The organism is Streptomyces sp. NPDC059456 (assembly GCF_042750055.1).
Taxonomy (GTDB): Bacteria; Actinomycetota; Actinomycetes; order Streptomycetales; family Streptomycetaceae; genus Streptomyces.
In genome coordinates, this window is record NZ_JBHYVA010000041.1 from 1 (window position 1) to 24730 (window position 24730).

Annotated in this window: 19 protein-coding genes and 3 pseudogenes; 9 read left to right on the plus strand and 13 right to left on the minus strand. The window is 71.0% G+C overall.

What is annotated here, in order from left to right; translation table 11 throughout:
- Positions 1-427 (plus strand): annotated as a pseudogene (locus ACFXA3_RS06425) (hypothetical protein); the annotation flags it as partial.
- On the plus strand, positions 424-1416 hold the full coding sequence (locus ACFXA3_RS06430) for a 3-oxoacyl-ACP synthase III family protein (protein WP_385182749.1): 993 nt from the start codon (positions 424-426) through the stop codon (positions 1414-1416). The pseudogene ACFXA3_RS06425 and the gene ACFXA3_RS06430, both read left to right, overlap by 4 nt.
- Positions 1417-1506: 90 nt before the next feature.
- Here the strand turns inward: ACFXA3_RS06430 and ACFXA3_RS06435 are convergent, their stop codons facing one another.
- Entirely contained in the window at positions 1507-1851 is a 345-nt protein-coding gene (locus ACFXA3_RS06435) for a hypothetical protein (RefSeq protein WP_385182751.1), read from the minus strand.
- A 354-nt stretch (positions 1852-2205) separates the two neighbouring features.
- Between ACFXA3_RS06435 and ACFXA3_RS06440 the strand changes: the two genes are divergently transcribed.
- The 4 genes from ACFXA3_RS06440 (at position 2206) to ACFXA3_RS06455 (ending at position 6935) form a co-directional block, all read left to right on the plus strand.
- The gene (locus ACFXA3_RS06440; protein ID WP_385182754.1) at positions 2206-2604 is read left to right on the plus strand and encodes a hypothetical protein; all 399 of its coding nucleotides are present in this window, start codon (positions 2206-2208) and stop codon (positions 2602-2604) included.
- Between the two features lie 147 nt (positions 2605-2751).
- Entirely contained in the window at positions 2752-3846 is a 1095-nt protein-coding gene (locus ACFXA3_RS06445; protein ID WP_385182757.1) for a PLP-dependent cysteine synthase family protein, read from the plus strand.
- Positions 3843-5123 carry an MFS transporter gene (locus tag ACFXA3_RS06450; protein ID WP_385182759.1) on the plus strand — a complete coding sequence of 427 codons (1281 nt, stop codon included), beginning with the start codon at positions 3843-3845 and terminating at the stop codon, positions 5121-5123. The genes ACFXA3_RS06445 and ACFXA3_RS06450 overlap by 4 nt, the downstream gene beginning before the upstream one ends.
- Positions 5124-5288: 165 nt before the next feature.
- Complete coding sequence (locus ACFXA3_RS06455) at positions 5289-6935, plus strand: hypothetical protein (protein ID WP_385182762.1); 1647 nt, start codon at positions 5289-5291, stop codon at positions 6933-6935.
- 58 nt (positions 6936-6993) lie between these two features.
- Here the strand turns inward: ACFXA3_RS06455 and ACFXA3_RS06460 are convergent, their stop codons facing one another.
- Positions 6994-7839 carry an SDR family NAD(P)-dependent oxidoreductase gene (locus ACFXA3_RS06460; protein WP_385182764.1) on the minus strand — a complete coding sequence of 282 codons (846 nt, stop codon included), beginning with the start codon at positions 7837-7839 and terminating at the stop codon, positions 6994-6996.
- Between the two features lie 221 nt (positions 7840-8060).
- On the opposite strand from ACFXA3_RS06460, the gene ACFXA3_RS06465 reads away from it, so the two are divergent.
- A complete protein-coding gene (locus ACFXA3_RS06465; protein ID WP_385182767.1) occupies positions 8061-9614 on the plus strand; it encodes a hypothetical protein in 1554 nt (517 codons plus the stop codon).
- A 78-nt stretch (positions 9615-9692) separates the two neighbouring features.
- Here ACFXA3_RS06465 and ACFXA3_RS06470 read toward each other — a convergent pair whose 3' ends face one another.
- The 7 genes and pseudogenes from ACFXA3_RS06470 to ACFXA3_RS06500 form a co-directional block, all read right to left on the minus strand.
- Positions 9693-9968 carry a hypothetical protein gene (locus ACFXA3_RS06470; RefSeq protein WP_385182769.1) on the minus strand — a complete coding sequence of 92 codons (276 nt, stop codon included), beginning with the start codon at positions 9966-9968 and terminating at the stop codon, positions 9693-9695.
- 474 nt (positions 9969-10442) lie between these two features.
- On the minus strand, positions 10443-11213 hold the full coding sequence (locus tag ACFXA3_RS06475; protein WP_385182772.1) for a hypothetical protein: 771 nt from the start codon (positions 11211-11213) through the stop codon (positions 10443-10445).
- A complete protein-coding gene (locus ACFXA3_RS06480) occupies positions 11194-12435 on the minus strand; it encodes a hypothetical protein (protein WP_385182774.1) in 1242 nt (413 codons plus the stop codon). Before ACFXA3_RS06480 ends, ACFXA3_RS06475 begins: the two co-directional genes overlap by 20 nt.
- Positions 12436-12607: 172 nt before the next feature.
- A pseudogene (locus ACFXA3_RS06485) lies at positions 12608-12784 on the minus strand (IS5/IS1182 family transposase); the annotation flags it as partial.
- 192 nt (positions 12785-12976) lie between these two features.
- Positions 12977-13417, minus strand: a complete 441-nt coding sequence (locus tag ACFXA3_RS06490) for a hypothetical protein (protein ID WP_385182776.1) — start codon at positions 13415-13417, stop codon at positions 12977-12979.
- A gap of 75 nt (positions 13418-13492) precedes the next feature.
- Positions 13493-13621, minus strand: a pseudogene (locus ACFXA3_RS06495) (IS5/IS1182 family transposase); the annotation flags it as partial.
- 571 nt (positions 13622-14192) lie between these two features.
- On the minus strand, positions 14193-15215 hold the full coding sequence (locus ACFXA3_RS06500) for an alcohol dehydrogenase (RefSeq protein ID WP_385182779.1): 1023 nt from the start codon (positions 15213-15215) through the stop codon (positions 14193-14195).
- A gap of 485 nt (positions 15216-15700) precedes the next feature.
- Here ACFXA3_RS06500 and ACFXA3_RS06505 point away from each other — a divergent pair, with 485 nt between their 5' ends.
- On the plus strand, positions 15701-17098 hold the full coding sequence (locus ACFXA3_RS06505) for a hypothetical protein (protein WP_385182781.1): 1398 nt from the start codon (positions 15701-15703) through the stop codon (positions 17096-17098).
- Between the two features lie 617 nt (positions 17099-17715).
- Here the strand turns inward: ACFXA3_RS06505 and ACFXA3_RS06510 are convergent.
- The 4 genes from ACFXA3_RS06510 to ACFXA3_RS06525 are packed head-to-tail and all read right to left on the minus strand — an operon-like array spanning position 17716 to position 22818.
- Positions 17716-19053 carry an MFS transporter gene (locus tag ACFXA3_RS06510; protein WP_385182784.1) on the minus strand — a complete coding sequence of 446 codons (1338 nt, stop codon included), beginning with the start codon at positions 19051-19053 and terminating at the stop codon, positions 17716-17718.
- Positions 19050-20105, minus strand: a complete 1056-nt coding sequence (locus ACFXA3_RS06515) for a GNAT family N-acetyltransferase (protein ID WP_385182787.1) — start codon at positions 20103-20105, stop codon at positions 19050-19052. Before ACFXA3_RS06515 ends, ACFXA3_RS06510 begins: the two co-directional genes overlap by 4 nt.
- Entirely contained in the window at positions 20102-21730 is a 1629-nt protein-coding gene (locus ACFXA3_RS06520; RefSeq protein ID WP_385182790.1) for an ABC transporter substrate-binding protein, read from the minus strand. The genes ACFXA3_RS06515 and ACFXA3_RS06520 overlap by 4 nt, the downstream gene beginning before the upstream one ends.
- A complete protein-coding gene (locus tag ACFXA3_RS06525; RefSeq protein ID WP_385182793.1) occupies positions 21727-22818 on the minus strand; it encodes a GNAT family N-acetyltransferase in 1092 nt (363 codons plus the stop codon). The genes ACFXA3_RS06520 and ACFXA3_RS06525 overlap by 4 nt, the downstream gene beginning before the upstream one ends.
- 134 nt (positions 22819-22952) lie before the next feature.
- Between ACFXA3_RS06525 and ACFXA3_RS06530 the strand changes: the two genes are divergently transcribed.
- Positions 22953-24674 carry a thiamine pyrophosphate-binding protein gene (locus ACFXA3_RS06530; RefSeq protein ID WP_385182796.1) on the plus strand — a complete coding sequence of 574 codons (1722 nt, stop codon included), beginning with the start codon at positions 22953-22955 and terminating at the stop codon, positions 24672-24674.
- The last annotated feature ends 56 nt before the right edge of the window (positions 24675-24730 follow it).

A 24730-nucleotide genomic window follows, 5' to 3' on the forward strand; every position in this document is an offset into this window, starting at 1 on the left:
CACCCACTGCCTGCGCGTGGAGGCGGCGCACCTCGGCGTCCGCGTCACCCTGATCGAGCCCGGCGCGTTCGCCACCCCCATGCTCGGCCGCGCCCTGACCGACCTCGACACATTGCGCGACCCCGCCAACCCCGACCCCGGATACACCGCGACGACACGCCTGTTCACCGCCGTCGACCGCCGAGTGCCCGGCCCCGAACCGGTCGCACGAACCGTCGAGACCTGCCTGAACGCCCGCCGGCCCCGTCCCCGCTACGTCGTAGGCCGCGACGCCCGCTTCCTGATCCCCCTCCACACCATGCTGCCGCTGACGTGGACCGACCGCCTCAAGCACACGATGACCGGTCTGCCCCGCACCCCAGCCCCGCCCACCCGGCCGGTATCCCGGGCCGACGCACAGGCCACGCCCGCGAAGGAGACGGCGTGAGCCCTTACAGCCGCATCACGCACGCCGCGGTCCACCTGCCGGCCCGACGGCAGCACGTCTCCGAGATCGAACAGCTCCTGCACCGCCACAGCCCCGCCCTCAACCTGCCCGTGGGCCTCTTGCAGCGCACCTTCGGCCTCGAACAGCGCACCGTCGCCGACCCCGGCGACCTGCCCTCCGACCTGGCCGCCCGCGCCGCGGCACGACTCCTGCACACCGCCGGATTGGACGCGGCCGACATCGACCTGATCCTCTTCGCGGCCGTCAGCGCGGATGTCCGCGAACCGGCCAACGCCCACGTCGTCGCCGCGAAGACAGGCCTGTCCTGCCCGGCCTTCGACGTCGGCAACGCCTGCAACGGCGTCGTCAACGCCCTCCAGGTCGCCGACGCCCTCATTCGCACCGGCCAGCACCGCCGTGTCCTGATCACCTGCGGCGAGACCCTCACCCGCCTCTCCCGCTGGAACCTCACCCGCGGCCGGCTCCGCGCCGGCCTCACGTCCCTGACGGGCGCGGACCTGGGAGCCGCCCTCCTGGTCGAGGCCTCCGCCCTTCCAGGCATCACCGGCGCGGTGTTCGTGGCCAATTCCGCGGGATGGCCGGCCGCCACCCTCTACGACCCCCACCACGCCCCCGACCACCCGCAGGGCCTCCACGTCGACTCCGAGGCCCTCCTGGATTCGTTCATCGACCTCGACGTCCACGTCACCCGGTGGCTCAAGGAGCAACGCGTCGATGTCCGGGACCTCGGCCTGGTCTGCGTCCACCAGCCGTCCGTGCCCTTCGTGGAGACCTTCCGCACCCTCATGGACATCAACCCCGCGCAGATCATCCCGACGTTCCCGCAGACCGGGAACGCAGCCGCCGCCACCCTGCCGCTCCAACTCGCCCACGCCGTCCGGCAACGCCGTCTGGCTCCCGGCGACACGGTCGCCCTGTTCGGCATGGCCAGCGGAGCCAGCGCCGCGGTGATGCTCCTCCGCTGGTGACGGCCTGCCGGCGACAGCAGCCGCCACGCGGGCTCTGCGGGCGCCTTCCACGGCGCGCCGCCCGCCGCGGCACCCCGACCTCCACGCGGATCAGCCCATGCCTGAAGGCTGGTCAAGGTCGAGCGCCGGGGCCGGCCCCAGGTCGAACTCGCAGATCTCCATCCCGGCGAACGACGTACGGTCCCGGTCGAATTGAAGCCACACGCGGGGCGCCTCGTCATCGAGGTGAATCCAGGTGCTGTCGCCACCACGGTCGGCCGGAGCCGTCCGAAGGTAAGTACAGGTCGGGCTGCACCCGCACCACCCGTGGAATCGCAATCCCACGACGGACTGGGCCAGGGCGGCGGACTCACCCTCGGAGACCAGCGCCGCACGGAGGAACGACACCAGCGCGGGATAGACGTCCGCGAGCAGCGGCGGTTCGGTATCGGTCACATGGTCAGGCTAGCTGCCCCGGCGATGCCCGCCCCGGCCTCGTCAGCAGCTCGATCCACAAGAAGGGCCACGGTGGCCCCAGCCCCTCGGAGGTTCCACCGTGGCCGCGGCAGAACCGCGGCGGGAAAACCCCGTCCGCCCATCTGCGGCACGCCGAACGGCGACCCTGAGTCCGACGTTCACTCCTTCCGGCGATCCACCCGCGCGCCCATGAGGACGCATCCCGGCGACAGGCCGTCGATCCGCCACTGGTTCGCGGACTCCGGCCGGCCACCACTTGACCGGATCCCACCCCTCCCGATCGGCCCTCGTGCCACGCACCGATCGGCCACGCAAGGTAACGTAGCCGTCACTGTGTGGAATCCCGCGTGGTCCCGTGCCCGCCGCCATGGCGGTGCCTGGGTCGTCGCCCTGGTGGCGTCGGCCCTGGTCGTGTTGCTGTTCGGCGTGTGTGACAGCGGCGGGCACCATCACGTGGCCGTCCCTGACCGCGCGACGAGCAGTGCCGGCACGGTGATGACCGGCGGCTGCCCTGACCGGGACCTCCCGTGCGCCCACGCGCACGACGAGCACGTCGCCGCCCCGGTGCCGGAACTCCGCGTCCCGGGCGCGCCTGCCGAACTCGGCTCCGGCGTACTGGTGGAGTCGCCCGCAGCCGGCATCCGCGGTGCGGCTGCGGACACGTCCGCCGCCCCGCCCGCGGCCGGCTCGGGCCGATCCCTGCTCTGCAAGGTGTGCGTCACCCGGACCTGACCGGTACCGGCCTCCCGCCCGCGCGGCAGCACGCCGCCCGGGCCCGGGACGCCTTCCGTGCTCACTCCCATCCCGCACGGCTGACGCAGTTTCATGCCGCCCCCGGCGGTGCGCCGGTACGCCGTGCCGCACGAAGGACCCCGCACCATGACCGAACCGTCCCTGCCCGATGTCCCGCACACCGTGCTCAAAGCGGTCGGCAATACCCCCGTGTTGTTCATCGACGAACCCTTCGCCACCGCCCCGCGCGGCTTCTGGGCCAAGCTCGAAGGCTTCAACCCCGGTGGCATCAAGGACCGCACCGCCCTCTACATGGTCGACCGGGCCCGTGACCGCGGCGACCTCCTCCCCGGAGCCCCCGTCATCGAGTCCACCTCCGGAACCCTCGGCCTGGGCCTCGCCCTCGCCGGAGTCCTCCACGGCCACCCGGTCCACCTGGTCACCGACCCCGGCATGGAACCGATCATGGAACGGATGCTCACCGCCCACGGCGCCGAGCTCCACATCGTGGACGAGCCGCACCCCGAAGGAGGCTGGCAGGAAGCACGCCGGCGGAAGGTCGCGGAACTCCTCGACCGGTACCCCGGCTCGTGGTGCCCCGACCAATACCACAACCCCGACAACGCCGCCGCCTACCGCACCCTCGCCGGTGAACTCACCGACCAGCTCGGGGACATCGACATCCTCGTGTGTGCGGTCGGTACCGGCGGCCACTCCGCCGGCATCGCCCGCGCCCTGCGCGAACACACCCCGGGTCTGCGTCTCGTCGGCGTCGACGCCATCGGATCCACGATCTTCGGCCAGCCGGCCCGCCCCCGCCTGATGCGCGGCCTCGGCTCCTCCATCCACCCGCGCAACGTCGACTACGGCGCCTTCACCGAAGTCCACTGGGTGGCTCCCGCCGAAGCGGTCTGGTCCGCACGCCGTCTGGCAGAACGCCAGTTCGCGACCGGCGGCTGGAGCGTGGGAGCCGTCGCCCTCGTCGCCGGCTGGCTCGCCCGTACCCACCCCGAGGGCACGCGCATCGCCGCCGTCTTCCCCGACGGCCCGCACCGCTACTTCGACACCGTCTTCAACGACGACTACTGCCGCGCCAACCAGCTCCTCGGCACCACCCCGCCTGCCGAACCGGACACGATCGCCTCTCCGTTCGACCACGAGGTGACCCGCTGGACACGGTGCACCACCGTCACCGACCCCATGCCGGCCACCGGGATCTTCGCCGTCGAAGCCGCCCGGTGAAGGGCACCTGGAGCCAGTACCGCTCCTTCGACACCACGGTGCAGCTGCTGCTGATCAACCAGCTCACCATCAACCTCGGCTTCTACATGCTCATGCCCTACCTGGCCGCCCACCTCTCCGGCAGCCTCGCCCTCGCCACCTGGGCGGTCGGCCTCGTCCTCGGCGTACGCAACCTTTCGCAGCAGGGCATGTTCCTCGTCGGCGGCATGCTCGCCGACCGCCTCGGCCACAAGCCCCTCATCGTCGCCGGCTGCGCCTTGCGGACCGTCGGTTTCGCGGCCCTCGCCCACGCCGAATCCCTCCCCGCCCTGATCGTCGCATCGGCGGCCACGGGCCTGGCGGGGGCCCTGTTCAATCCCGCGGTACGGGCCTACCTGGCCGCCGAAGCCGGGGAACGCCGGGTCGACGCCTTCGCCCTCTTCAACGTCTTCTACCAGACCGGCATCCTGCTGGGGCCCCTCGTCGGCCTGGCCCTGACCTCGGTCTCCTTCCCCACCACCTGCACGGTCGCCGCCGCCCTCTTCGCAGGTCTCACCCTGCTGCAACTGCGCCGCCTCCCGGCGAACGCCGCGACGCCGCGCGAGGACCGGCCCGCCTTGAGGGAGCAGGCCGGCGCCGTGCTCCGCAACAGGCCGTTCTGGTTCTTCTCCCTCGCCATGACCGGCTCCTACGTCCTGTCCTTCCAGGTGTACCTGGCCCTGCCCCTGGAGACCCGACGCCTCACCGGCGACGGCGCCCAGGCCACCGCAGCCACGAGCGCCCTGTTCGTCGTCTCGGGACTCGTCGCCCTCATCGGCCAGCTCCGCATCACGGCCTGGTGCAAGCGCACCTGGCCACCAGCGCGCTGTCTGACGGCCGGCACGGCCATCATGGGAACTGCCTTCCTCCCGCCCCTGCTCACGGTCGGCCGCACGCCGGTTGAACAGGCGTGGTCAGCGGCCGTCACCGTCACCCCGCTCCTGCTCTGTGCGGGACTCCTCGCCGTGGCGACCGCCATCCTCCATCCCTTCGAGATGGACACGATCGTCTCCCTCGCCGGAGGCCGCTGGGTGGCCACGCACTACGGCCTCTACAACACCGTCTGCGGAATCGGCATCACGCTCGGAAACCTCGCCACCGGCGCACTCCTCGACACCGCACGGACCGCCGGCGTTCCGGCCCTGCCCTGGCTCGCCTTCGCCTCGGTCGGCGGCGGATGCGCCGCAGCACTCGCCGCTCTCAGCCGGACGGGCCGGCTGGCCGCGCCCGAGCCCGTACCCGTACCGGTCCCACCGTGAGCCGCGCTCTCGGAAAATGGGAGATTCCCGATTCGGCCAGCGAACATCTGTTTCGCGCCGGTTGGGGTGGATCCGTATGTCGGGTTGTCCGGTAAGTGTTGTGCTGGAGGGGCTGCACCCGTCAGGGGGCAAGCGTCGGACAGCGTGAACAGGGGGTCTTCAGCGATGGCTTCTCTGCACTACGACGTACTCACCGATCCGGCTCCGCTCCAGGTTCCGGTCGCGGGCGAGGAACGCCAGGGATCGGTCTACATCGTCGTCTCCAATCCGACCATGGACGAGGTGATCTGGTACTCCATCGAGATACGGGTCCCTTGCGGCCAGGCGGACGGTGATCTGACGGCGCATCCGAAGTCGATCAGCGCCCGGGTCGAGCGGAACACCGCGACGAAGCAGGGGGAGGAGCCGATCCTCGCCTGGGACGACAACACGGGTGTCCTCACCGTGACCGCCCGGCCGAACACGCTGTTCCAGGAGGCCGGCTCCATGGCCCTGGTTTTGGACGGCTTCCCCGTCTCCAGCGCATCGGGACTCGTGCTGCTGCGCGTCACGGAGAGGGCGGCGAACGGCGCCAGGGTACAGAAGAACCCCGTGACCTTGAGCCTGCTGAAGCAGCTGCCCAAGGTTCCGCGCAACTTCCGTGCGAAGCAGTCCCTGGTGGCCGGAGGCCAGGACCTCGTCCTGCGGTGGGACGGGCCCGACACCCTGACCTATCAGATCCAGGGTCCGGACGGCCCCCCGGAGACGGTGTCGCCGACGCCGGGGACGAGCGGCTGGCAGTGGTCGCCGGCGGCGGGCCGGGAGCCGAGGCGGGACGCCACGTACACCCTGATCGCCACCTCCCCGGGCGGGCAGCAGCCCGGGTACTTCCTCACCACCACCGTCCACCTGCGCAGCCCCGAGTTCGAGGGCGTCACCGCGACGGGCGGAATGCACAGCCCGTGGGTCGAGGGGACGACGGACCAGGGCCGGATCGTCTTCACCACGCAGGGCGCCCAGATCCGCGACGTCGCCAACGACCTCGGCACCCTCTCCGCCGCCAAGGCCGACGTCGAGACCGTGACCGCGGCGTGGGTCCGGGGGCGAGAGAGCGACGCCGGGTGGATCGGGTTCCCGTCCGACGGAATCAGGGTCGGCCGCGGCGGCGGAAGCGATCTGGGAACCGTCACGGCCGACAAGATCAGCGTGAACGGCATCAACACGCAGTGGGTGGGGGACCGGGACTCGGGCAAGGGATGGGTCGAGTTCCCGCAGTCGGGAGTGAACGTCCGCAAGGACGGGAAGCAGGACTGGGGAACCGTCGCCGCCGACCTGGCGGACCTGAACGGCATCAACACGAAGTGGGTGCAGGGCCGTACGGCGGCCGACGGATGGATCGAGTTCCCGGCTTCCGGGATGAACGTGTTCCAGGGCTCCGGGAACCGCCAGTGGGGGACCGTCGCGGCCGACAAGGCGGACCTGAACGACGTGGTCACGGACCGGGCGCAGGTCAGGGAACGTCTCACCCTCCAGGGCGGGCTGAGCGTCGACAACGTCCTGGAGACGCAGGACGGGCCGCCGCGGCTGATCGTCCACGGCCGCCTCGATGCCGAGGGCGAGGTGAAGGCCGACCAGACGGTCACCGTCGCCGGGGACCTCACCACCCTCGGCATGCTGCGCGTTCAAGGCGAGTCGCGCTTGCAGGGGAAGGTGAACGCGGGCGCGCATCTGTCGGTCCGCAACGCAGGTGCCTGGATCATGCACACGAACGACGGGAAGGTGGCGATCAACGGCGACCTGCGCGTGCACGGAGCGTTCCGCTCCGATTCCTGATCAGGCTGCCGGGCAGGCTGCGCGACGGGCGGTCGGCGGTGACATCACCCGCCGTCCGTCACGCAGCCGGAGCCGGCTGGGCGATCCAGGACCTGGTCAGGCTCTGCACGCTCGACCCGTCGAGGTCCTTGAGCTTGGCTCCGGCGAAGGCGCGTGCGGTGTCCGAGGTCAGAACCCTGAAGGGCGGTTCCTCGGCTTCCAGGAGGGCGACGATCTGGGCTGCCACGTCCTGTGAGGTCTGCGCGTTCGCGAAGGCGCCGCGGGTGCGCTCCAGGTAGGCGGACAGGGCGGGTGCGTACGGGCCCGCCTGGTCCACCACGGCGTTTCGACCGCCCACGTTGTTGACGAACTCACTGGCCACCGCGCCGGGCTCGATCACGCTGACGGACACGCCGACCGCGGAGGCGACCGGTGCGAGGGATTCCATGAATCCCTCTGCCGCGAACTTGGCCGCGCAGTAGGCCTCGTTGAAGGGCTGGCCGATCACGCCGCCCACGCTGGTCACGGTCACCACGCGGCCCTTGCTCGCGCGCAGCAGGGGCAGGGCCGCCTTGGTGACGTTCAGGACGCCGAAGAAGTTGACCTCCATCACGGCGCGCACCGCCTGCACGCTCTCCAGCTCCAGCGTGCCCAGGTGACCCGCTCCCGCGTTGTTGACCAGGGCGTCCAGGTGATCGAGGCCGGCCAGGCACTCCTCGACCGATGCCGGGTCGGTGACGTCCAGTGCTCGCAGTTCGAGGGACACGCCGGCTTCCGCAGCGGCCGAGAGCAGCCGATCGGACTTGGTGGTGTCGCGCATGGTGGCGACCACGTGCCAGCCGTTCTGCGCGGCGGCGATGGCGGCGGCCAGGCCCATCCCGGAGGAGGTTCCGGTGATCAGGACGCCCTTGCTGTTCGTGTTCATGGTTCTTCCTTGCTCGTGAACCAGGACTGCCGGCCGCGCCGCGGGATCGGACTCCGTGCTCTGACGGGTGTGCCCGCGGGTTGTCGTGGGCTCCGAACCCTCGACAGTCCCTCTGCATCTGCCCCATCATTCTAATTGCACTCGCAGTGCAATGGTAGGGGGTGATGCTGTTCGAGAACCCTCCGCCCGTCCTCGCGTGGTCCTCGGATGAAAGGCTCCACATGCGCATGCTCGCCCGCGTCCTGGCCGTCCTGGCGGCAGCCGCCCTCCTCCCGCCCCTGGCGGCCACGACCCCGGCCGAAGCGGTGTCCCTTCCCGCCGTCGCCATACCGGGAGACCCCCGCGGAGCATCACTGGCGCAGTTCACCGGCCACGCCGCCGCGCCGCGCCCGGTGACCGCCCCCGCCGTCCCGCAGAACCCCTTCATGGCCCCCAACGGCTCCAGCAACGTGCACGGGGACGCCTACCAGAGCGACACGTACACCGGACCCGGCCCCGCCGGCCGCGACCTCACCGTGCGCAGCAGACTGCAGGGCGGCCTGTGCGGCTCGGTCACCTTCGACTCCCGGGGCCGGATCGTGACCGTGTGCATGACCCCCGGGCATGCTCCCCGGCTGATGCTGCTCGATCCGCACAGCCTCGCGTCGATCGCCTCCCTGACCCTGCCGGGGAAGGCCGGCAGCAGTCTCACGGAGGTCTCCGGAGGCGGATACTTCTACCTCGACCAGCGCGACCGAGCCGTCATCCCGGCGAAGGACGGCACCCTGCAGATCGTGGCCGTCCGGGGCGACAGCCTCGTCACCGAGGCACGCCACGACCTCAAACCGGTGGTCGGCACCAGCGGAATCGTGTCCGTCCTGCCCGACTGGGCGGGCAGGATGTGGTTCGTGTCCGAAAGCGGCGTGGTCGGCGTGCTCGATCCCGCCACCGGCGCGATCAGCTCCCGCCCGCTCGAGGGGGAGCACATCGCCAACAGCATCGCGGTCGACGAGTCCGGAGGCGTGTTCGTCGTCAGCGACCGGGCCCTCTACCGCTTCGACGCGAGCACCGAAGGCCGGCCCGTCGTCACGTGGCGGTCCCCCTACGACAGGGGCTCGCGACAGAAGCCGGGCCAGCTCAGCCAGGGAAGCGGTACCACCCCCACCCTCATCGGCCCGGCATCCGGCCCGGACGGCGGGTACATCGCCATCACCGACAATGCCGACCCGAGAATGAACGTCCTGGTGATGAGCCGCGGGACCGCCGGGCCGCACAGGATCTGCGCACAGCCGGTGTTCGCCCCGGGCCGGAGCGCCACCGAGAACAGCCTCATCGCCGTGGGCGGCGACCTCATCGTCGAGAACAACTACGGCTACGTCGTCGGCGACCACGCACTGCTGAAGGGCATGCTGGGAGGGCGCCAGGTCGACACCGAAGCCGGTGTGGCCCGTGTGAACGTCGACTACACCTCCCGAACCTGTTCCCTCGGCTGGTCCGACACCAGTCAGAGGATTCCCAGCGTCGTCAGCAAGGTCTCCCTGGCCAACGGCCTCCTGTACACGGTCACGCACCCGACTGCCGCAGAACTGCAGACCGCCGACCGCGAGGGCGCCGCGGCGGCCCCCGACGCCTGGTACCTCACCGCGCTGGACGTCCGCTCCGGGAAGCGGGCCTGGAGCCGGCTGATCGGCTGTGGTCCCCTGTTCAACAACCACTACGCGCCGGTCACCCTGGGCAGCGACGGCTCCGCCTACGTCGGCGTGGTCGGAGGCCTCGTCCGGATCAAGGACTCCTGACCCGGGAGGCGGTGTCCGACGTCCCCGCTGTTCATCGACGAAGCCGGCATCGTGATCCAAGTCGACGGCGGGCGGAGATCAAAACGGAACCGAGAGTCCCGCGTCGCGCAGCTGGGCCAGAGCGAATGACATGCACTGCCGGACGGTCCTCCCGTCAGCCCGCATGCCATGCTCCAACGGGCCGCCGCTGGCGGCGAACGTCCACGGCGGCGCGTTGTCGGCCAGCCTCTCGGCGTCCATCCTGATCATGGCGTTCACACCCTGCTCGCCCAGCCACTCCAGGATCAGGAGCGTCACGTCCTCGACGCCGCAATCCTCATCGATCTTCGGCCAGCGGCCGCGATTCCCCGTCATCGCCCCACTCTATCGAGGCCTTGGAGACCGCTGAGGGGCCCCAACCGGCCGCGGCCCCGGCTGCGTTGGTGAGGTGAGGTGGCACCTCGGGGCCCGGACGTCGGGGAGCCTGAAGACGGCTGTGCGGTCGGCCCCGCCCTGCGGGGGTGCGTGGGCGGGGCCGTTGACCACTCCGCGGGGGAGGGGAGATGGTCACCGCCGTCACAGCATTGCACTGGTTTCAGCCAGGCAACAAGGCTTTGGCTGGAATAGATTGTCGGATTGGGTGGCGGCGTGACTCCCATGCCTCAAGACCGGTCGGGGCGTGCGGATCCCGCTGGGCGGACGGGGTGCCAACGGCGGAGCGGAGGACGGCCATGCGGTGGACGAGCAGGCGCGCAGCGGTACGGACTTCCATGTTCCGGGAGGCATCGACCGCTCCCTGCTGGAGAGGAGGCCTTTCGGATGTGCGGCCGGCCGGCCGGCTGCGAAAGGTCAGACGGGTGGCATCAGATCGCTCTCGCTGACGGTGTACGTCAGCAGGGGGTAGATGAAGTCCGTTTCGTTGTTCTCGCGGCGCCTCAGCTGGTAAAACTCGCGCCTCTGCTCATCGTCGGCCGGCGTGAGGCGTGCACCCTGCGGGAGGTACGCATGTCCGTCCCGGAACCGGATGAAGGTTTTCGACGTTCGAAACGTTACGCCCAGCCACGGGTTGTCCGACGTGGCAGCCGGGTCCAGCACGATCTTGTGCTTGAGGCGTCGATTCGAGTCGGCAGAAAAGGCGACGACGCCGTTGTGGGCGAGCGGTATCTCGAACTTGCCGACGGGGGAGCCCTTCGATTCGAAAATCAGCTTCCTCTGCGGGGCCGCCTCGGGGTGTTCGTAGCAGGAGAAGACGGCGATGAACGATTCGTCGGCCAGATCGAGCGCCTGGTCGGAATGGCTGCCCATCGTTTTGTAGGCGTTCGTGTAGCTCTCGATGAGAGCGTTGTTGAAGCCGACCGGAAACGCCGCGCGTTCTTGAATCCGCTGGGCCAGACGTTCGTGCACCGCCCGGAACTTCTGCGTCGGACTGCCGTATTGTGACGTGGTGCGTACGAGAGGCACGCGATCCGTCTCGTCGATCCTGGCGAGCGTGGCGCCTCGGCGCCCCTTGCCTACGTCCTCGAAGCGAGCCGAGGCGGACAGCTCCGCAAAAGCGTTCTCATCGGTCGGCAGAGAGAACGAGATGATCTCATCCGAGATCTCAGGCTCGGGGGGCAACATAGTCTCCCGTGTTCATGCTGAAGAGGAAATCGGTGCCGTAGTCGATGAAGGCCGAGGTCCTGTTCTCCTCGGCGTACAGCCTGCGCAACTCGTCCATGCCCGCTGGTGTGGGTGGCGCCAGTTTCAACAGATCTCCGGCCCGTTTGAGGAACGTGTGCCCCTCCTTGTGAACGGCTTCGGCGCTCGAACAGCGCACCACGTATCCCAGGCGGGTCGGGAGGAGCTCGGCGTCCAGCGTTGAGGGACGGATTTCGTGGGTGTACAGGCGGTTGGTGGAAAGCGGCATGAAGAAGACGGAGCCGGGGTACAGGGTCAGCGAGAACTGCGACGGCAGCGCGACCCCCTCGCGTTCTTCGATCGGCTCCTTGAGGCGGAAGTGAAGTCTGGTCAGCCCGCTGACACCCTTCACGCCATGGTCGAAGGGGTCTTCGGCCAGCTGCTGTAGCCCGTCGAGCCCGTCATAGAAGGTGCAGAAGGCCATGATTCCGTTGACGGGCATGTCCTTGGTCTTGTCGGCGTGGGCCGATATTTTGGCCTTGGACTGCTTGCGCTCTGCCGTGGCAAGGGTGTTGCGGTAGATCTGCGCGAGGACGTGATTCAGCGGTGCCTGGTCCCGGAAGACGGCACCGGCCTCGCAGTTGAGATCCTCGACGATGCGGGTGTCGGTCGGGCGAAATCCCTCGGTCGGACCCGAGAGGTTCGTGGAGCACCGGAGCAGGCGGAAATGCAGCTCGTCACCGTTCCGTGTGACGTTCCGTGTGACAGGAGTCAGATAGATTCCGCTGCGATGTGCCGTTCCAGGCTTGGTGGACTCCGTCAGGTACTGGAACTCGTGCTCCGCACGGATCCGCCCGAAGTGATCGGCGTCGACGTCGAAAAAGCGGCGGTAGTACACGCCGGCGCCGTGTACGCGGATCGGAACTCGGCCGACGTCGACGAGGGGCCAAGGCCCGTCGACGCTCCCCTCGTAACCACTCGACGGGTCCCGGACGACGAACACCCGGGCCGCTGAACGGAGTTGGCTGCTGCTGATCCCGGATACATCGCCACACAGGTAGACGGTCTTGTGCGCGAGGTCGGTCGAACCGGTGGCAAGGTCGTCCGGGGTGATGACGGACCCGAAGAAGCCCGTGCTCAAGTCCTTGTCTTGCAACGTCGGAGGCGCAACCAGGATGTTGCCCGCATCCTCGATACGGGCCTCTGCCGGCTCTGCTGCGTACATCAATGCTCCAAACCGTGGACATGGAGAAGGCCCGCACCCTTCCCTGTGCGTCGCGAAGCGAGAGCGGAAGGGGACGGACCATCGGACCTTGATCCTCTGTCGAGCCTCTCACGGGGCTCGACGGCGGGCAACGGATTCTGCTGTTGTGCCGACGCCGCCACCGCTTGAGGCGACGGCCCCGGAAGGGCACCCGGACGGAGCTGCCGGCACCTTGATACGCCTTGTCGGCCCGGCACTTGAGGCCGACCTCGGTGAGGACCTGCACGTTCATGCCGTGCCGTTTGTGTTTGCCCGAGTAGTACGGGGTGTCGGCGGCGATCCGGTCGATGGGCAGCAGGGTGCCGTCAAGGTCAGACGCCGCCGGCGGGGTCCCGATCTCCCCTCACCGGACAGAGAGCCGTGCGGTCGGGCACCGCAGGGTGCGACCAAGGCAGGTCGATCGACGACCGGTGGACAAGCACGCGAAGCTCCTGCTTGCTGCGGGCGGTCTTGGTCGAGAGCCCGTCCAACACGCGGCCATCACCGTCAGGCCGGCCAAGGCTCAGTGTTGCTGCTGACGTTCGGTTCCGGTGTCGAAGAAGGCGTCGAGGTACGCGTTCGGCTCCAGTGCGCTATTCCGGAGCAGCGAGAACACCTCGGCACCCGAGCCCGGTGTGCCGCCCAGACGATAGGACTGGGCGAAACCCAGGTAGCCGAAGCCGTTGTCGGCGGCGTACGTCTCGGCCTCCGCCTCGGCGAGGGCAATCGCTTCGTCAGCCGATGAGGCCTGCCAGAGCGTGATCCGCTCCTCGTAGCTCCTCCCGTCCCGGGTCGTCCACTCGAACACGCACCGGACCCCGTACCAGTCCACGTCCTGTTCCCTTCGCGCCGTGCCGCTGGAGCATTCTCCGCCACCCATGCCGAAGGAGAACGTCGGGTGGGGGCGCCTGCGGTCCTTGTTCGTGCCGACGAACGCCGGGGCCCAGCGCTGACCGGCGATCACCTGCCGAAGGCTGTCCCGCAAATGATCTTTGAGCTGCCGGGAGCAGGGTCGGCCGGGGTGCGATCCGTTCGCCCATCCGGCGAGGGCGAGGTTGGGCATGCGGGCGATGCCGAGCATGGAGTGGGCACGGACCCGCTTGTGGGGCTTGTTGTGCGCCTTCTTCCGGTCGGGCAGGTCTTCGCCCTTGCACCGGCGATGGGGGATGCCGTGACCACATCAGACGCGGCAAGATCATCTCACCTGTGACCAGCGGTCAAAGGGCATCCTTTAGCAGTGGTACCCGTCCGGGCACTCGGGGAACAGCACTCCGAAGAACAAGAAGAAGAGAATCGGCACACTGGACACCGCGGCCATGATCAGGAATCGTCCGCGTGCCTCTCGCCGGTCCCAGACGTGAGCTACCACCAAGCCCGCTGTCGGCGCGAGTGCGGCAGTGAACAGCGCCATCAGGCCGAACGTCCAGCCGGCCTCTCGTCGTACGTCCGGCAACCCCATCGCATACGCGATCGCCGGGGTGAACAGAAGGAGGGGTGCAGATGCCCACCACCACGACAGTGCTCTGATGATCCGATCCACTCGTGCAGGCGCCGGGCCGGTCGACCCTCTTACCCCTTGGCGGCTTTCCGGAGCTATCCCAGACGATGACATGCCCACATCGTAGGCAGCCGAGAGGAACATGGGGCCGCCTCGGGCCCTGACTCCCTCGTGAACGGGGCTGTGTGCGGAGCTGCTCGGCGAGGTCGTGAAGCCGGGCGACGTACCCGGCTGAGCCGGCTCAGCCGGTGAGGACCATCCGGAAGCGCGCGGCGCCCGAGAGCATCTTCTGGTACGCCTCATCGGCCTGGCTCAGCGGTACCGCTTCGACGATCGGCCGGATCCCGTGCAGCGCGCTGAAGGCCATGGTGTCCTCGACGTCCTGGGAGGTGCCGGACGGGTGGCCGCGCACGATACGTCCGCTCATGAGCAGCTGCATCGGGCTGATTTCCAGCGGCTCGGGGGCCGCGCCGATCACCACCAGCTCGCCGCGGTGCGCCAGGCCGTTCACGGTCGCGGTGATGGCGGCGGAGTTGGCCGCGGTGGCCAGCACGACCTTGGCGCCGCCGAGGGACCGCAGTGCGTCCGCAACGCTCGTACCCGCCGTGCTGTCGATGTAGTGGTGAGCGCCGAGCTGCTCGGCGAAATCCGCCTTGCCGGCGCCGCGGGCGATGGCCACGGTCTCGAAGCCCATCGCCGCCGCGTACTGCACGGCGAGATGGCCGAGGCCGCCGATGCCGAGTACGGCGACCAGATCACCCGGCCGCGCGGAACTGCGCCGCAGTCCGTTGTACGTGGTCACTCCCGCGCAGGCCATGGGTGCCGCATCGGCGGCGGCCAGCGCGTCGGGGATCCGGGCGAGGGCGTCCGCCGGCGCGATCACCGCCTCCGCGAACCCCCCGTCGTACGCCCAGCCGGGGACCTTGAGGTTCTCGCAGACGATGAAATCGCCCTGCCTGCACGGTGTGCAGTGGCCGCAGCTGCCGCCGAACCAGCCGACGGCGACCCGGTCTCCGACCTGCCGGCCCCGGTCCGCTGTCCCTTCGCCCAGGGCTTCGATGCGCCCGGCGACCTCATGGCCGGGGACCAGCGGGAACCGCACGCCCGGCACCTTGGCGCCCACGAAGACGGCATCGCTGTGGCAGATCCCGCAGGCATCGACGGCGATGCGCACGTGACCGGGCCCCGGCTGCGGCACCTCGCGCTCGACGATATCGAACCGTCCGTCGGGGGAGGTGACCTGCGCGACTCGATACGTACTCATCCGGCTCTCTTCCAGACGCGACTCGGCGCCCCCCGCACGTCCAGCAGAACAGCTCCGCCACGATCTCGCGCGCCGAATCGCAACGAGCCGTGGCGGCCCCGGTCTGCAGCCCTCGCCCACTGCCCTCGCCCACCGTGCACAGGGCGTCAACTTCACGAAGAGGTGATTCACTCGCAAGCGTGGTGGGCGTACGGCGTTTGACAGGGGCTTTCGGTCATGACGGTGCGGGCGGGAGGGGAGCAGGGAGGCGAGTGTGATCGGGGCGGTGTGCCTGCGCCGTGCTGCGTGACGGTGTGGCCGGAGCGGTTCGAGAGTGGATTGCGCAAACCCTGACGCGCGGGATTGGCCGAGCCCCTGCATTCGTCACTTTACGTGTTCGGGTCGTATGCGGTGCCCTTGCGGCGTGTTCCGGCTCCGCCACGGCACGCAGCAGATGCAGCCGATCGGTGGTGCGTTTCATCAGCGTCGACGCGAAGGGAAGCACCATGACCACACCTCCCGTTCCGCTCCGGGTCGCCCTGGCCAACGGCAGTTTCGAACAGCCCGGGGTGACCGGTGTGGAGATCCTGCCGGACTCCTCACAGACGCAGGCGGCCAAGCGGGTCCCGGGCTGGCTCACCACCGCCTCCGACCACATGATCGAGCTGTGGCACTCGGGATTCCAAGGGGTGCCCGCGGCCGAAGGCGCCCAGTTCGCGGAACTCAACGCGAACGAGGTCTCCACGCTCTACCAGGACCTGCCGACGACCCCCGGTACGAAGCTGTACTGGCGGCTGTACCACCGCGGGCGCCAAGGGGACGACACGATGGCGCTGGACATCGGCGCACCTGCGGCCCCGGCCGAGCAGCGGCGCTTCACCGACGGCAACACCGCCTGGGGTTACTACACCGGCACGTACACCGTCCCGGCGGGCCAGACGCTGACGCGCTTCGCGTTCCGCTCGATCTCCGCCGCCGGCGGCGTCCGCAGCATCGGCAACTTCCTGGATGGGATCTTCTTCGGGACCGCCCCCTCGGTCGTGCTGGACAAGGCCGCCATCCCCACCGGACCGCTGGAAGTCGGCGACGTCATCACCTACCGGATCACCGCCAAGAACGTGGGCGGCGGCCCGGCGGAGAACCTCGTCCTCACCGACGCGGTCCCGCCGGGCACCACGTACCTGCCCGGCTCCCTGCGGATCGTCGACGGCCCCAACGCCGGTGCCAAGAGCGACGCGCGGGGTGACGACCAGGCCGCCTACGACACCCGGGCGAACAAGGCCGTCTTCTACCTGGGCAACGGCGCCACCGCCACGGACGGGGGCAGCCTGCCCAACACCGAGACGCTGCCCGCGGGGACCACGGTCGAGTACCGGGTCACCATCGACCGGGCCAGCGGCGGCAAGGAGATCAGCAACACCGCGACCGCCTCGTACGAGAACCGGCTCGGCGACAAGCCGGAACCCCTCACCTCCACCTCCAACGAGCAGGTCACGCAGGTCAAACCGGCCGCCGACCTGATCGTGACGAAGGCTGCCGACGCGACCACCGTCACGGTCGGCCAGACGGTCACCTACCGCATCACCGTCCGCAATGCCGGCCCCAATGCCGCAACCGGCGTCTCCGTCACCGACCAACTGCCCGAAGGCCTCACCTTCCTGTCCGCCGACGGCCCCGGAAGCTACGCCCCGGCCACCGGACGCTGGTCGGTCGGAGGCGTGCCGGAGGGTGCCACGGCCACCCTCGTCCTGCGGGCCAAAGCAACGCAGGCCGGCCTGATCGGCAACACCGCGACCGCCACCGCCAACGAGAAGGACCCGGACACCGCGAACAACACCGACACCGTCAGCGTGTGCGTCGAACCCGCCCCCTCCTGCTGCGACCCCTGCGCCGGCCGCAACTAGCCCCGGCGGGGCACGTCACGGACCAGCCCCGGCCGGCCCCGCCCGCCCCGCGGGCGCCCGGCCGGGCCATGCCCCCCCATGACCGGCCGGTGTTCGCCGGTCACCGGTGGGCACGTACCCTCGCCTCCTATGACGGACCGCGGACGCACCTGGCAGGCGACATCCTGGTTGGCGTGGAAGGGCGGCGCACCCGCCCCCTGGCACCTCGCCGTCCTCGACGACGCCCGCACGCTGATGGAAGAGGGCCGGTTCGAGGAGGCGGAGGCGCGGGCACGCGCCCTCGCCACGGCCCGGCAGGGCCGGAGGGGACGGGACCGCCGGCCGGCCACCGTCTGGTTCGCCGCCTACGTCGCCGCCCACGCGGCGCGCGCCCACGGACGACGAGAGCCGTCACTGCTCGCCGAGTTCGAGGCGGTGATCGCAGAAGCCGAGCGGACGTACGACGTCCACCACGATCTGCTGCTGCCCGCCCGTCTGAACCGCGCGCGGGTGCTGATCGACGAGGAACGACCCGCCGAGGCGGAGGCCGAAGCCCGGGGAGTCCTGAGCGCCCTGGCGCGGGGGGGGCCCGCCCCCCCCCGCCCCGGCTCCCCGCCCCGGTCAGGGACCGGGGAGGCTCACCGCGGGGACGACGCCACGATGTCCTGTGCGGTGTCGCCCACGCTGGGTTCCGCTCCTCTTCGCGGACTCTCCGTCCGGTTCCCGGGGAGCCGCAGCAGCAGCACCCAGGCGCAGGCGGCCGCGCCGCCGCCCGCGAGGACGACGTCGGCCGGGTCCGCGATGCGGGTGGCGGCGGAGGCCAGGGCCGCGCCGAGCGGGATCATCCCCCACACCAGGGTCCGCATCGTGGCGTTGACCCGGCCGAGCAGCTCCGGCGGGGTCACCGACTGGCGCAGGCTGATCTGGGCCACGTTGTACACCACCGCCCCGGCGCCCACGCCGAACAGCGCGACCGCGGTGGCCCAGAGCGGGACGCGGCCGGTGAAGCCGGCGAGGAGGGCGAAGGGGGCGGGCAGCATCAGCCCGACGGTGATGGACCGGCCGGCTCCGAGCCGCTGCGCGAGGCGGCGTACGGCGAACGAGCCGGCCCGGCCGCCTGCGCCGAGGGCCGACATGACCGCGCCGGCGCCGGTGCGGGAGAGGCCGTGCGCGAGCATCAGGGCGATCAGCAGGGCGGCCACCGCGGACCAGGCCGCGTTGAACAGGCCGGTCGCGGCGGCAATGCGGCGCAGGGCCGGGTGGGCCGCGACGAAGCGGACGCCTTCGGCGACGTCCCGCCGGACTCCGGCTCGCGCCGCCGGGCGGGGGTACGGGGCCGCTGCGCGGAGCTCCTGCCCGCCCCGCCCCTTCTCCGTCTGCGGGGACTCCGCCCCGGACCCCGGTCGCCCCGGACGCCGGCGGTGCTTGATGGTGAGCAGCAGGAAGGCGGTCGATACGGCGTAGCCCAGGGCGGAAAGCACGAAGCCCAGTGGCGCGGCGGTCCGGGCGAGGGCGCCGGCGAGTACCGGCCCGAGGACGGCCGCCGCGGACTCCGCCGCGGACAGCCGGGCGTTGCCCGCGACGAGGTCCCGGGCTGGCACCAGCGCGGGCACCGCCGACTGGGCGGCGACGTCGAAGAACACGGAGGCCACCCCGACGGCGAACGCGGCCGCGTACAGCAGCCCCAGCTCGAGCCGGCCCCCGGCCCACGCCAGGGCGACGCACAGGGCGGTGGCGCAGCGCACCCCGTCCGCGGCCACCATGACGGGGACCTTGCGGCAGCGGTCGACCCAGGACCCGGCGGGCAGCCCGACCAGCAGGAACCCGGCGGTCTGCACCGCCATCAGCGCCGCGGCCCCGGCCGCCGAGGCCCCGCAGGCGGCCAGCGCGGTCAGCGGGAAGGCGGTCTGCGCGATCCGGAAGCCGAACTGCGAGGCGGTGTGGGCGCCGAAGAGCCGCCCGAACTCGGGGGTCATCGCGCGGTGCTCAGCTCCCAGGCCCACCGGGCGCCGGCCGGCACGAACCCGAAGCCGGCGTTGACCCGCAGCATGGGGGCGTTGCCGGAGGCGTTCCAGGTGTCGACGTGGGCCAGCCGGGTCTCCGCCGCACGGGCGCGGGCCAGGTTGTACGCCTTCACCTGGCGGCCGAGCCCGCGGCCGCGGTGCGCGGGGTCCACGATGGTGATCGCCTGGAGGGCGTTGTCCGGGTTGGCGCGGGTCATCGACAGCGCCGTCCAGGCCGCCATCCGCCCGGTGCCGTCGTCGAGGATCGCGCACTGGTGGGCACGCCGGCCGCGGGTGATCCGCATCCGCTCGAAGTCCCGGATGCGGGAGATCGCAGCGGGCTGCGGCTCCCGTCCCGGGTCGCCGGCCGGGGCGGTGGCCGAGAGGGCCGCCTCGAGCCGGGCGGCCTGCTCCACCAGTTCCTCGGGGACCTCGCTGCCCCAGTACCGGACGGACATCGAATCCGGCAGCGGCTGCGGCAGCGGCGCGTCCGCGACGTCCAGGCGCAGGTGGTCGAGCGTCCACGCCGGGCGGGCGCCGACGGCCGCGGCCAGGTGGTGCGCCGGCCCTCGGGCGGCACCGGCGGCCCGCCCCGAGGGACCGGAGTCGGCGGTGAAGAGGATCCGCGAGCGCTGCGCCGCCTCGGCCCGTTCCCGTACGAACTCCACCAGGCGGCGCCCGGCACCCTGCCGGCGCAGGGCCGGGTGGACGGCGAGGACGGCCGCGGTGACCGTCTCGGTGTTCTCCTCCCGGGGGAACTCCAGGCGTACGGAGGCCGTGCACCGCCCGGCTGCGTCGCGGCCCGCCCACTCCTCGACCCTGGTGGCCGGGGGCGCGACCATCAGCGAGCCGACGAAGTCGGCGAGGCAGGGCGCGGGCAGGTGGGGGGTGTCGGCCCGGTGGACGAGGGTGCGCAGCTCGAAGACGTCGTCGACGGCGTTGCGGTCGGCCGGGTCGAGTGTGGTGAGGTCGAGGCGGGTGGGGTCGGGGCGGGTGAGGTCGAGGCGGGTGAGGTCGGGGTTCATCGCAGTACTCCCATGGCCTGGATGTCGTAGAGGCCGAAGGCGGGGTGGACGTAGACGTTCGTCAGGTCGGGGTGGCGGTAGTGCAGCGTCCGGTCGTGGGCCATCGGCAGCATGACGGCGCGGTCCATCACGGCCTTCTCGATCCGGCGCCACACCCCGCGGCGGGCCGCGGCCCCGGTCGTGGCGCAGGCCTCGTCGATGAGGGTGCGGACCAGCGGGTCGTCGAGCTCGGCGAAGTTGAAGTTGCCGCCGCCGTGCTTGATCTGCCGGCCGTCGACGAGCGGGGCCAGGAAGCCGTACTCGGTGGGATGGTCGGCGCCCCAGTCGGTGATGCCGAGGCCGAGCCCGAGCCTGCGGACGGTCCGCGGGCTGCCGAGGCCGGTGCGGTAGTAGGAGGCGGTGTCGAGGACCTCCACCCGGGCCCGGATGCCGACCCGGGCGAGGCTGGTGGCGAGGGTGCGGGCGACCAGCTCGAACTTGCCGGGCTGCGTGCCGATCACGGTCTCGAAGCCGTCCGGCAGCCCGGCCGCGGCCAGTTCGGCGCGCGCCGCGTCCAGGTCGCCGGTGAGCCGGGGCCCGGAGGGGTAGCGGTCCTGGCTGCTGTGTGCGGGCAGGTGGGGCGGGATCAGGCCGGTGGCGAGGGAGCCTCCGACGCCGTCCCCGCCGCGGGCGTCCAGCAGCGCGGCCTTGTCGGCGGCGTAGAAGACGGCGCGCCGGGCGTGCAGGTTGTCGAAGGGCGGGACGGCGGTCTGCACGGTGACGTACTGGAGGAAGCCGGTGGCCGGATTGTCGGCCTGCGCCCGCAGCGCCGGGTCGGCGAGGATCCGGTCGCGCGCCGCGTGCTGGATGCCGCGGCCCTCCACGTCCACGTGGAACTCGCCGGCGAGGAGGCGGTCGTCCATCTCGTTGACCTCGACCCCGAAGGCCACGGTCATCTCGTCGGGCAGGGCGGGGCGGACGGGGTCGGTGCTCCGCTCCCAGGCGTTGTTGCGCACCAGGTGCAGCACGCGGCCGGGCTCGTGGCGGTGGATGCGGTACGGGCCGGAGCAGACCGGCCGCGACCCGTACGCCTCGCGGGTGTCGCGGTGCTCGGGGACGGGCGCCGTGTTCGGCTGGGCCATCAGGTAGTCGAAGTCGGCGAAGGGCCGCTTCAGGCGGAAGCGGACGGTGTGCTCGTCGGGCCGTTCGACGGCCGGGCAGCGCTGCCCTTCGTACGGACCGCGGTAGCCGCCGTGGTCGAGGAGGTCCGTGAGGTACGTGGGGCCGCCGGGCAGGACGTGCTGGGCGAACACCCGCTCCACGGCGTACGCGACGTCGTGGGAGGTGATCTCCTCGCCGGTCTCGAAGCGGATGCCGCGCTTGAGCCGGTAGGTCCAGGTCAGCCCGTCGGCGGAGACCTCGCCCGGGCCCTCGGCGAGGTCGGGGACGACCTCCGCCCGCTCCGGGTCGGTGCCGAAGGCCATCAGGGTGCGGTTCAGGGCGCGTTGGAGCAGCCAGGACCACACGTAGTAGGTGCGGGCGGGGTCGAGGGAGTCGACGTCGGCGGAGGCGACCATCTCCAGCCGCCCTCCGCGCCGGGTGGAGGGGTTGACCACCGATCCGATCGCCGCGTTCCAGCCGGTCATGCGGGGAGCTCCTTGACGTGGAGGTACTGGCGGGAGAGGGCGCAGCCGCGGGAGGCCTTGGCCTGCGTGGAGCCGATGCCGTAGTGCACCCGGCGCACGCCGGCCGCGGGTGCCCGGTCGGCGACGGTGTAGTAGAGGAGCTCGTAGTACAGGGGCAGCTTGGCCCGGGCCTGGGCGGCGTAGTCGAAGCCGGCCCGGTGGGCGAACCAGTCCTCGCCGTGCGCCAGGATCAGCCCGAAGCCGGCGATCTCACCGTCGAGGACGGCCTTGGACACCAGCGCCCGGTCCCCCAGCTGCCGGTGGGCGGCCTCCAGGACCGCCTCCGAGCGGCGCGGGTCCCAGCCCGCCATCCCGTACTTGGCGAAGAGCTGCGTCTCCAGCTCGGCGAGGCGGGGGATGTCGGCCGGGTCGAGCGGGGCGAGGGTGATCTCGGCCCCGCAGGCCTCGATGCGGCGCCGCTCCGACCGTACCCGTCGGGAGCGGGCGGCGGGCAGGCCCATCGCGTAGTCGGTGAAGTCCCGTCCCGGCAGGGTGAGCGTGGCGAACTCGCCCGACACGTGGGAGGTGTAGCCGCGCTCCGCGAGGACCTGCAGCTGGAGGGTGTCGCGGGAATCCACGTACGGGAAGCACACCGAGCGGCAGCCCGCCTCGGCGGCGGTGCGCTCGGCCCGCTCCACCACCAGGTGGGCGGTGTCCGCGTCGGCGCCGGGACCGAGCAGCAGGCGGGTGCGGCCGAGGTGGCGGCCGCCGAGCATCATCGAGGGCATCAGCCGGCCGAGGTCGCCGAAGGCGGCCGAGACCTCAGCGGCCCCCGCCATCCCCTCGGCCGCGCAGTGCGCGATCAGCAGGTCGGTGCGGCCCAGGGACCAGGGCGATTCCCGGGTCGCCAGCACCAGCGGGAGCCCGGCGAGCAGTTCCCCGCCGGCGCGGGCGGTGAGGTACCGCATCCGGGCGCCGGACGAGTCGTGCAGCACCCGCATCCAGGGCGGGGTGAGGAAGAAGTCCTCCGCGCCGGCCAGCGCGTCCCAGCCGACTTCCCTCGCGTGCTCGGGAGTTGGCCACTCATCTACCACGACATCTGTTCTCACGGCTGGATCCTGGTCCGCTCCGCTCTTCGGTCGCTCTCCGTCCGCTCCCGGATACCGGGACGAGAGTCCGAAAAGAGATCGGCGGCCCAAGGTGGGCCCGCCCCACCGAAATTCGGACAGGAGACTGGTTTTACATGTCCCGCGTATCCACCGGCCCCAGCGAGCACCCCACCGCGGCCCACGCTCTTCTCAAGCGTCTCAAGGAGCACGGCGTCGAGAAGGTGTTCGGCGTCGTCGGCCGCGAGGCGGCCTCCATCCTGTTCGACGAGCAGGACGGCGTGGAGTTCATCCTCACCCGCCACGAGTTCACCGCCGGCGTCGCCGCCGACGTCCTGGCCCGCATCACCGGCCGCCCGCAGGCCTGCTGGGCCACGCTCGGCCCCGGTATGACCAACCTGTCGACCGGCATGGCCACCTCGATGCTGGACCGTTCCCCGGTCATCGCCCTGGCGGCGCAGTCCGAGTCGCACGACATCTTCCCGAACGACACCCACCAGTGCCTCGACCTGGTGAAGATCGCCGAGCCGATGACGAAGTACGCCGTCGAGCTGGAGCGCCCGGCGGAGATCACCGACCTGGTGGACTCCGCGGTCTCCGCCGCCATGACGGAGCCGGTCGGCCCCTCGTTCATCTCCCTGCCCGTCGACCTCCTCGGCTCCTCCGAGGGCATAGACATCACCAAGGACCACGGCCCGGCCCGGACCCCCGAGAAGCCGATCGGCGCGGTGCAGCCCGGCTGGGAGTCGGCCGCCGACCAGGCCGCCGCAATGGTCAAGGACGCGAAGAACCCGGTGTTCGTGGTCGGCGCCGCCGCCATCCGCGCCGGTGCCGTCCCGGCCGTCCGCGCCCTCGCCGAGCGCCTGAACGTCCCGGTCATCACCACGTACATCGCCAAGGGCGTCCTCCCGCACGGCCACGAGCTGAACTACGGTGCGGTCACCGGCTACATGGACGGCATCCTGTCGTTCCCGGCGCTGGAGACCCTCTTCGGTCCCGCCGACGTCATCCTGACCATCGGCTACGACTACGCCGAGGACCTGCGCCCCTCGATGTGGGAACGCGGCATCGAGAAGAAGACGGTCCGGATCTCCCCCACCGCCAACCCGGTGCCGCGGATCTACCGCCCGGACGTCGACGTCGTCACCGACGTGCTCGCCTTCGTGCAGCACCTGGACGCCGCCACCGACGGCCTCGCCGCGAAGGACCGCCACGACATCGCGCCGCTGCGCGAGCGCATCGCCGAGTTCCTGGCGGACCCCGAGCACTACGAGGACGGCATGCGCGTCCACCAGGTGATGGACGCCATGAACACCGTGATGGCCGAGACCGCCGAGCCGGGCGAGGGCACGATCGTGTCCGACATCGGCTTCTTCCGCCACTACGGCGTGCTCTTCGCCCGCGCCGACCAGCCGTTCGGCTTCCTGACCTCGGCCGGCTGCTCCAGCTTCGGCTACGGCATCCCGGCCGCGATCGGCGCGCAGATGGCCCGCCCGGAGCAGCCGACCTTCCTCATCGCGGGCGACGGCGGCTTCCATTCCAACAGCGCGGACCTGGAGACCATCGCCCGCCTGAACCTGCCGATCGTCACCGTCGTCGTCAACAACGACACCAACGGCCTGATCGAGCTGTACCAGAACATCGGCCACCACCGCAGCCACGACCCGGCCGTGAAGTTCACCGGCGTGGACTTCGTCCAGCTGGCGCAGGCCAACGGCGTGGAGGCCACCAAGGCCTCGACCCGCGAGGAGCTGCTGGCCGCCCTGCGCAAGGGCGCCGAGCTGGGCCGCCCGTACCTCATCGAGGTCCCGGTCAACTACGACTTCACTGCCGGCGGCTTCGGGGCGCTGAAGGTCTGACATGGCTGAGCAGGTATTCCCTGCCGCCTACGGCTTCCTGGTCTCCGCCCGCACGG